The organism is uncultured Ralstonia sp. (assembly GCA_913056305.1).
GTDB lineage: Bacteria > Pseudomonadota > Gammaproteobacteria > Burkholderiales > Burkholderiaceae > Ralstonia.
Genome location: CAJXMR010000188.1, coordinates 1 through 9,001 on the forward strand (window position 1 = coordinate 1; position 9,001 = coordinate 9,001).

Annotated in this window: 7 protein-coding genes; 2 read left to right on the forward strand and 5 right to left on the reverse strand. The window is 67.2% G+C overall.

All coding sequences use genetic code 11. The features are described from left to right. A partial coding sequence (locus QZ609_RS20975) for a proline dehydrogenase family protein (RefSeq protein ID WP_295499084.1) occupies positions 1 to 1,652 on the reverse strand: 1,652 nt, incomplete at its 3' end. 290 nt (positions 1,653 to 1,942) lie between these two features. On the opposite strand from QZ609_RS20975, the gene QZ609_RS20980 reads away from it, so the two are divergent. Beyond that, positions 1,943 to 3,160: a ricin-type beta-trefoil lectin domain protein gene (locus QZ609_RS20980; protein WP_295499086.1), complete on the forward strand. Its 1,218-nt coding sequence runs from the start codon at positions 1,943 to 1,945 to the stop codon at positions 3,158 to 3,160. On the opposite strand, the gene QZ609_RS20985 is transcribed toward QZ609_RS20980, so the two are convergent. The 3 genes from QZ609_RS20985 to QZ609_RS20995 form a co-directional block, all read right to left on the reverse strand. Beyond that, positions 3,068 to 5,371, reverse strand: a complete 2,304-nt coding sequence (locus QZ609_RS20985; RefSeq protein WP_295499088.1) for a primosomal protein N' — start codon at positions 5,369 to 5,371, stop codon at positions 3,068 to 3,070. The genes QZ609_RS20980 and QZ609_RS20985 overlap by 93 nt on opposite strands. Before the next feature lie 618 nt (positions 5,372 to 5,989). Then, the gene (gene hemE / locus QZ609_RS20990; RefSeq protein ID WP_295499091.1) at positions 5,990 to 7,084 is read right to left on the reverse strand and encodes a uroporphyrinogen decarboxylase; all 1,095 of its coding nucleotides are present in this window, start codon (positions 7,082 to 7,084) and stop codon (positions 5,990 to 5,992) included. Positions 7,085 to 7,178: 94 nt separating this feature from the next. Next, positions 7,179 to 7,664, reverse strand: a complete 486-nt coding sequence (locus QZ609_RS20995; protein ID WP_012436720.1) for a cupin domain-containing protein — start codon at positions 7,662 to 7,664, stop codon at positions 7,179 to 7,181. A gap of 214 nt (positions 7,665 to 7,878) precedes the next feature. On the opposite strand from QZ609_RS20995, the gene QZ609_RS21000 reads away from it, so the two are divergent. Next, positions 7,879 to 8,226, forward strand: coding sequence for a GFA family protein (locus QZ609_RS21000; protein WP_012436721.1), 348 nt, complete (start codon positions 7,879 to 7,881; stop codon positions 8,224 to 8,226). A 7-nt stretch (positions 8,227 to 8,233) separates the two neighbouring features. Here the strand turns inward: QZ609_RS21000 and QZ609_RS21005 are convergent. Beyond that, positions 8,234 to 9,001: methyl-accepting chemotaxis protein (locus QZ609_RS21005; protein ID WP_295499098.1), on the reverse strand; the 768-nt coding region annotated here is incomplete at its 5' end.

The following is a 9,001-nucleotide window of genomic DNA, read 5'->3' on the forward strand; positions in this document are numbered from 1 at the left end:
CCGACCGGCGCGTAGATGCGGCACGGGCGGTTGAGCTTGCCCGCCTTGTTGCCGACCACCTGCTCGTACAGCGGCTCGCCCATGCCGTGCAGGCACTGGAATTCATATTGGCCGGGGTAGTAATTCTGGCCGGCCATCTGGTAGATCGCGGCCAGCGTGTGCGCGTTGTGCGTGGCGAACTGCGGGAAGATCGCCTCCGGCGCGGCCAGCAGCTTGCGCGCGCAGGCCAGGTATGACACGTCGGTGTAGACCTTGCGCGTGTAGACCGGGTAGCCCTCCAGGCCGTCCACCTGGGCGCGCTTGATCTCGCTGTCCCAGTAGGCGCCCTTGACCAGGCGGATCATCAGGCGGTGCTTGCTGCGGCGTGCCAGGTCGATGATGTAGTCCAGCACGAACGGGCAGCGCTTCTGGTAGCCCTGCACCACGAAGCCGATGCCGTTCCAACCGGCCAGCTCGGGCGCGAAGCACAGGCGCTCCAGCAGGTCGAGCGACAGCTCCAGGCGGTCCGCTTCTTCCGCATCGATATTGATGCCGATGTCGTACTCGCGGGCCAGCATCGCCAGCGCCTTCACGCGCGGATACAGCTCGTTGATGGTGCGGTCGTACTGCGCGCGCGCATAACGCGGATGCAGCGCCGACAGCTTGATCGAGATGCCCGGCCCCTCATAGATGCCGCGCCCGCCCGAAGCCTGGCCGATCGCGCGGATGGCCTGCTCGTACGACGCGAGGTAGCGCTGCGCGTCTTCCTCCGTCATGGCGGCCTCGCCGAGCATGTCGTAGGAATAGCGGAAGCCTTCGGCCTCGTACTTGCGCGCGTTGGCCAGTGCTTCGGAAATGGTCTCGCCGGTGACGAACTGCTCGCCCATCAGGCGCATCGCCATGTCCACGCCCTTGCGGATCAGCGGCTCGCCGCGCTTGCCGATGATGCGCGTGAGCGCCTTCGACAGGCCGGCTTCGTTGTGCGTGGCGACCAGCTTGCCCGTCAGCAGCAGGCCCCAGGTGGCGGCGTTGACGAACAGTGACGGGCTCTGGCCCAGGTGCGACTGCCAGTTGCCGTTGCTGATCTTGTCGCGGATGAGCGCATCGCGCGTCGCCTTGTCCGGGATGCGCAGCAGCGCCTCGGCCAGGCACATCAGCGCCACGCCTTCCTGGCTCGACAGGGAGAACTCTTGAATCAGGCCTTGCACCAGCCCTTCGCGGCCGGTGCCGACCTTCTGCGTGCGCAGCTTGCCGGCGAGGTTGTGGGCGAGCTGCTTGGCTTCCGAGGCGAGCGCGCCCGGCAGGCGGGCCTGCTCCAGCAGCATCGGAATGGCTTCGGTTTCCGGCCGGCGATACGCGGCCGTGATGGCAGCGCGCAGCACCGATTGCGGTTGCACGCTCTGCGCGAATTCGAGGAAGGGTTGCACCACGGCATCCTCGCCGTCGTGCACATCCGAGACGGCTGCGGCGGCGGACGGGAGGCCATCCGCCGCCGGGCCGTTTGCGTCCGACTTTACGTCATTTGGCAGCTGCCCCCGCTCCACTTGATCCAGATACGTGAAGATCGCCTGCTTGATCAGCCAGTGCGGCGTGCGGTCAATGGACTGCGCGACACGCTTGAGGCGTTCACGCGAAGCATCGTCCAGTTTGACCCCGAGGGTGGTTGTAGCCATGTGGGTTCCTTTCCGTAGCTGCCATTGCCTGGCTTGTGGCCGGCAAATTGGAGGGCACTATACGCCGGTTGCACCACGGTGCAACCTAGTGCAACCCCTTACTCCAGACAGGGGGGATTTGGGCTTCCGCATGCATTTCGCAACACTTTTCCGCTTTCCAACGGCGGAGATGTCCTCTATTTCTATGCCATCAGAGAAATCTGACTCCGCTCGGATCCCACCACACTCGGACGACACCCATGCCCAACACGCTACGATCCGCGCTTCAACGCGCATGCGGCGGCCTGCTTTTGTCGCTGGCCGCACTCGGCGCCGCCCCTGCCCACGCTTCGTCGACCCCCAACGCGTACACCTACTATGCCTTCCCGGCCGGCACGCCGCCGCTGTATGACGTGACCTTCTCCATCACCGTCGACCAGGACCCCGGCCACGCCGCCAATGTGTTCTGGAGCAACCAGTTCGGCTTTGCCGGCGGCCTGGGCGGCTACCTGGGCATGCAATCCAACGGCGGGCCGAAGCGCACCTTCCTGTTCTCGATCTGGAACGCCACCGAGGCCCGCGCGGGCGATGCCGGCAGCTACTGCCTGAACTTCGGTGGCGAAGGCGTGGGCAAGAGCTGCCGCACCCAGGCCATCGACTGGGTCCAGGGCCACACCTACCGCTTTCACGTGGCGGGCGAAGGCAACCAGTGGTTCGGCGTCACCATCACCGATGCCACCACGGGGCGCGCCTACAAGCTCGGCAGCATCCAGGTGAAGTCCGACACCGTGAACCCGTCCGGCATGATCGACTGGACCGAATACTTCGAGTGGAATGACCCGACCGCGTCGTGCTTCAACCAGCCCTATGCGCGCGTGACCTTTGGCGTGCCGGTGGGCAACGGCGGCACCATCGCCGCGCACGTCAGCGGCAGCAAGGCCAGCACGGGCGACTGCCTGTCGACGGTCACGCAGGTGCCGGGCGGCTCGGTGCAGACCACGGCCATCGGCAACTCGGTGCGCGGGCCGATCGTGGGCCTGCAGGGCAAGGTGGTGAATATCGCTGGCGGGCTCACGGCCGGGGCGCACGCGGTCCTGTACCCGGCCAACGGCGGCGCCAATCAATCGTGGGTGCTGGGCCACGACCACACGGTGCGCACGCTGCATGGGCTGTGCCTCGACACACAGGGCGCCGCCAACGGCGCCCAGGTGATCGCGGCCACGTGCAACAACGGCGCCAGCCAGCAATGGCAGGTCAACGGATTGGAACTGGTGAACACGGCGTCGGGGCGCTGCCTCCACGTAGAAGGGCGGCCAATCGGCGGACGGCACGCCGCTCATCCTGTGGACCTGCCATGGCGGCACCAACCAGCAGTGGCGCGTACCGGTCACGCCCCAGCCGTGGCCCTGATTGCAGCCCGCCTCACGCAGCCCGCCTCAGATCCGCAGCGGATCGATCTCCAGCTGCCAGCGCACGCCCTTGACGGTCTTGCCGATCTCGGCAAACCGGTCGGTCCAGGCGCTCAGTAGCTTCTGCAGGGCGGCGCGCGAGGCGGATTCCACCAGCAGCTGGGCGCGCTCGCGGTTGGCCAGGCGCACCATGGTCATCGGCACGGGGTCGTGTAGGAAGACCGGTGCGCCCAGTTCTGCGACCAGCGCCTCGCCCAGCTCGCGCGCGGCGCCGAGGAATTCCAGCGCGCGAGCGACCTCGCGGTGCTCGGTGGTCAGCAACGCCTGATAAGCGAACGGCGGCAGGCCGGCCTGCTTGCGCTCGCGCAGGAGCTGGCGGGCGAAACCGCCGTAGTCGTGCCGGACGAGCGCCTGCAGCGCGGGCGCATCGGGGTAGCGTGTCTGGATCAGCACCTCGCCCGCCAGCCCCGCACGGCCGGCCCGCCCCGCCACCTGCATCAACGAGGCGAACAGGTGCTCGCCGGCGCGGAAGTCGTGGCTGAACAGCGAGGGGTCCGGCGCCACCACGCCCACCAGCGTCACGCGCTGGAAGTCGTGGCCCTTGGCGACCATCTGCGTGCCGATCAGGATGTCGACGCTGCCCTCGTGCACGGTGTCGAACAGCGCTTCGGCGCTGCCCTTGCGGCGCGTGGAATCGGCGTCGATGCGGGCCACGCGTGCTTCTGGGAACAACGCACCAAGCGTTTCCTCGATACGCTGCGTGCCGCGCCCGAGCGGGGCGATGTCGACGTTGCCGCAATCCGGGCAATGGTGCGGGATGCGCGATTCATAGCCGCAGTGGTGGCAGCGCAGGCGGCGTTCGGGCTTGTGCAGCACGAGGTAGGCCGAGCAGCGCGGGCAGCCCGACAGCCAGCCGCACGCATCGCACGAGAGCACCGGCGCGTAACCGCGGCGGTTGAGGAACAGCAGGCTCTGCTCGCCGCGCGCGAGGCGGTCGGCAATCGCGTCGACCAGCGGCTTGGACAGGCCATCGCGGATCTCCCGCCCGGCGCGGCGCTCCAGGTTCAGGTCGATGAGCGACACGCGCGGCAGCACCGCCTCGGCCTGCGCGCGCTGCGACAGCGTCAGCCGCGTGGTGGCGCTCTGCTCCGCGCGCCACCAGGTCTCCAGCGACGGCGTGGCCGAACCCAGCACGATCGGGATGTTGCGCTGCCTGGCCCGCCACAGCGCCAGGTCGCGCGCGGAATAGCGCAGGCCTTCCTGCTGCTTGTAGGACGTGTCGTGCTCCTCGTCGACGAGGATCAGCGCCAGGTTCGGCAGCGACGCCAGCATCGCCAGCCGCGTGCCGAGCACGATGCGCGCCTCGCCGCGATGCGCGGCCAGCCAGTTCAGCGCGCGCGGCTGTTCGGCCAGGCCGCTGTGCAGAGCCGCCATCGGCACGCCGGGGAAGCGCGCCGCGATACGCGCCTCCAGCTGCGGCGTCAGGTTGATTTCCGGCACCAGCATCAGCACCTGCGCGGCCGGGTCGCGCGCCAAGGCATCGGCGATGGCGTGCAGGTAGACCTCGGTCTTGCCGCTGCCGGTCACGCCGTACAGCAGGAAGGGGCTGAACGTGCCACCCGCCCCTGCCTGCGCGATGGCGGCCACGGCGGCAGCCTGCTCGGCGTTCAGCGCGGGCGCGATGGACGGCTCGGGCAGCTCCAGCGGCACCGGCAGCAGCAGCTTCGGACGCAGCTCCGCGCGCAGCCAGCCCATGGCGGCCCAGTCGCGCAGCTTGGCCACGGCCTGCCCGTGGAGCGCGACGGCGGCACTCGTCGAGAGCTCACCGTCGCCGGTCAGAGCCTCGGCCAGGCGCATTGCCCCGGCGGCGCGCTTGGGCACGCTGTCGAGCAGCACCGCACGGGCCGGCTCTTGCATCACATAGACGGTTTCGTTGGCCTGGCGCGCGAGGTTGTCCCAGCTGCCGGGTGTGCGCCACAGCGGCGGCAGTGCCGGCAGCGTCACCTCGCCCAGGGCGCGGTGATAGTAACCGGCGGCGAATTCGGCCAGCGCACGCCATTGCGCATCGAGCGGCGGCACCCAGTCGAGCACGCGCTCGACGTCGCGAAGACGGTCTTGCGGCACCTCGGTGGTCGCGGCGGTCTCCACCACCAGCGCCACCACCCGCCGGTTGCCGAACGGCACCACCACCAGTTGCCCCGTCAGCACGGGTTGCGCGCAGCGGTAGTCGAACACCGCATCCAGGGGCGTATCGATCACCACCCGCGCAATGCCGGGCGACTGGCCGAGCCCCGAAGCAGGCAGTGCGACGTCGACGGAAGCGGCGGTCATGGGATCGGAACGACGAGGACGAAAGGAGTCAACTGCGGGTTCAACTGCAAAGGAATTGTTGCGCGGCAGCGGTGAATCGCACGCGACGGAAACAGCGCTATCGGGCAGGCTGCATCACGTGATCAAGCCATCGCGTCAGCTCCGCGCGCTGCCCACTCTTCACGTACTACTTGAAGTTTGCAGCTTGGCGCCCTGATCGGCGTCCGTTTTTTCCGCTATCCACACAAGCTGTGGATAACTTTGTTGAAAACTCGCCGCCACCGCCTGCAAAGGCCGGTAGATCAAGCCCTTTTCTAGCTTGCACGATTTCCGCGCACACGACTTTCTTTCAGAAAAATCAAACACTTATGCGATGGTTGCACAAGCCTGTTTGTGTTGCGCCGCGAAAAATCCCAGCCGCGACAGCTTTGTGCATAAGTCAAGTCTTGACAGCGAGGTTACGCTCAAAAAGGTGCGAAATATTTCGCTTGACAGGGGTCTGGGCCGTGCAAGCTCACCCCGCACGCGAGTGGCCGCTCACAGCTTCTGCACCAAAGCGGCGAACCGACCACCCTTGGTTCTGCGCCGACGCACCAGAGGGGCTCAATTCAAACGCCACCGCACTGCAGCAAGTTCTTGTTACGGCAACCGCGTGCGCAATACGCGGCTGAAGCTGTGCACCTCATCCACCAGCACCGACACCGACTCGGGTGGCGTGAACTGCGAAATGCCGTGGCCGAGGTTGAACACGTGGCCGTCGCTGTCGCCGCCGGCTGCGTAGTCCTCCAGCACCCGGCGCACTTGGGCGCGGATGGCCTCGGGTTCGGCAAACAGCACGGTCGGGTCCAGATTGCCCTGCAGGGCGACGCGGCCGCTGGTGCGCTGGCGGGCGAGCTGCAGGTTGACGGTCCAGTCCACGCCCAGTGCATCGGCGCCGGTCTCAGCCATGGCTTCCAGCCACAGGCCGCCGCCCTTGGTGAACAGGATGACCGGCACGCGCTGGCCATCGGCCCCGGTGCGGATGCATTCCACCACGCGCGCCATGTAGGCCAGCGAGAACTCGTGATAGATGCCATCGGCCAGCGCGCCGCCCCAGGTGTCGAACACCATCACGGCCTGGGCGCCGGCGTCGATCTGCGCGTTCAGGTAGTCGATCACGGCCTGCGCATTGATCTCCAGGATGCGGTGCATCAGGTCCGGGCGCGCGTAGAGCATCGACTTGACGGTGCGGAAGTCGTCCGAGCCACCGCCTTCGACCATGTAACAGGCGAGCGTCCAGGGGCTACCGGAGAAGCCGATCAGCGGGACGCGCTGGCGGCCGTCCTGCACCAGCGCGCGGCGGATCTCGGCCACGGCATCGAACACGTATTGCAGCGAGGCCATGTCGGGCACCGACAGCGAAGCCACGTCAGCTTCCGAGCGCACCGGCTTGGCAAAGCGCGGGCCCTCGCCCTGCGCGAACGACAGGCCCAGGCCCATCGCGTCGGGCACGGTCAGGATGTCGGAGAACAGGATGGCCGCGTCCAGCGGGTAGCGATCCAGCGGCTGCAGCGTCACCTCGGTTGCGTAGGCCGGCGACTTGGCCAGGCCCAGGAAGCTGCCAGCGCGCGTGCGGGTGGCGTTGTATTCAGGCAGGTAGCGGCCGGCCTGGCGCATCAGCCACAGCGGCGTGTAGTCGGTGGGCTGGCGGCGCAGGGCGCGCAGGAAGGTGTCGTTGGCGAGCGGTGCGGACATGGCGATGGACTCTTTAGGAGGGCGCCATTGTAAGGGATGGTGTTTTTATTCCGACCTGACCCAGGCCAACATGCCGAAGATCAGGGCGCAGATATCACGGCACCTTGTGTGTATCGCCGGCGCGCTGCGGCGGCAGCTTGATCGCCATCGATTTGAAATCCGTGCTGGTGGTCAGCGTTCCGTGCACCACGCCACGAGGGATCACGATCAGATCACCCGCCCGGACCTCGCGCGGCGCGTTGTCGAGCCAGACGGTGGCCGTGCCCGACATTACATACTGGATCTCGTCGGAGTACGTGTGCGTGTGCTTGGCCACGGTGCCGACCTGGACGCCCACCGTGCCATTGGCCGCCGTCACCAGCGTCTTGGTGCGCAGCGTACCCATCTCGGCGATGACTGGGCCGACCTCGTCCGGGGCCATACCGCCCATGTTGATGATCTGCGCCGAGAGCGGCGGTGCCGAGGGTGGAGCCGCTGCCGCAGCCGGTTGCGACGCTTGCGCAAACGCGCCGGCGCAGCCGGCAAAGATGGCGGCGGCAGAAACCGACCGGATCACGGTAACAGGACGATGGCGATGCATGATGGCTCCTCATGACGCGGTCGCCGCAAAGGCGCGGCGATCCGTGGCGCGTTGATTGGCTCATTCGTTTGGCGCGCTCGCGGCGATTGTCGCATCGGCACACAGAGCCATTGACCTAGGGCGATTCCCGAGAACGTGCCCCTCGTACGCAAACCGGCTCGCCTATAGTGGACGGCGCAAAGCCCGCCACAAACGCACATCACAGGAGACCGGCATGACACACAAAGGAAGCTGCCACTGCGGCAACGTCGCGTTCGAAGTTGAGGGGCATCCCGAAAACGCGATGGCATGCAACTGCTCGATCTGCCAGCGCAAGGGGTCGCTGCTGTGGTTCGTGGCCCGCGACAAGGTGCGATTGCTCACGCCGGAAGACAACGCCAGCACCTATCTCTTCCACAAGCATGTGATCAAGCACCGCTTCTGCCCGACCTGCGGCATCCATCCCTATGCAGAGGGCGCGATGCCCGACGGCACACCAATGATTGCCGTCAACGTCCGCTGCCTGGAAGACATCGATCTGACCAGCGTGCCGGTCACCCACTTTGACGGGCGGTCAATGTAGCGGCGCGTCAGACGTTGCGCAACTTGAACAGCCCAACCGTGCGAGCCAGGCCGTGCGCCTGTTCGTTGAGCATGGACGATGCAGCCGTCGACTGCTCCACCAGTGCCGCGTTCTGCTGCGTGGCCTGATCCATCTCGGCGACGCTGCGATCGATCTGGCTGATGCCAGTGCTCTGCTCGTGCATCGCGCCGTCGATCTCGCCGATGATGCGCGCCACACGTTCGATGCCCTGCACGATTTCCTGCATCGTTGCGCCGGCGGCCTGCACGCGTTGCGCGCCGGTCTTCACGCTGGCTTCCGATGCCTGGATCAGGTCTTTGATTTCGCGCGCGGCCGTAGCGCTGCGTTGTGCCAGCGTGCGCACCTCGCCGGCCACCACGGCAAAGCCGCGGCCGTTCTCGCCGGCACGCGCGGCTTCCACCGCGGCGTTGAGCGCCAGGATGTTGGTCTGGAAGGCGATGCTGTCGATCACGCCGATGATCTCGGTGATGCGTGCCGACGACTTGCCGATCTCGTCCATCGTGCTCACCGCGCCCGACACCACCTCGCCGCCGCGCGTGGCGGCGTCGCTGGCTTCGCTGGCCAGGCGCGTGGCCTGCACGGCCGCGTCGGCGGAATTCTTCACGCTGGTGGTCAGCTCGGTCAGCGCGGCGGAGGTTTCCTGCAGGTTGCTGGCCGAGACCTCGGTGCGGTTGGACAGGTCGCGGTTGCCCATCTCGATCTCGCCGGTGGCGGACTTCATGCTGTCGACGCTGGCGCGCACTTCCAGCAGCAC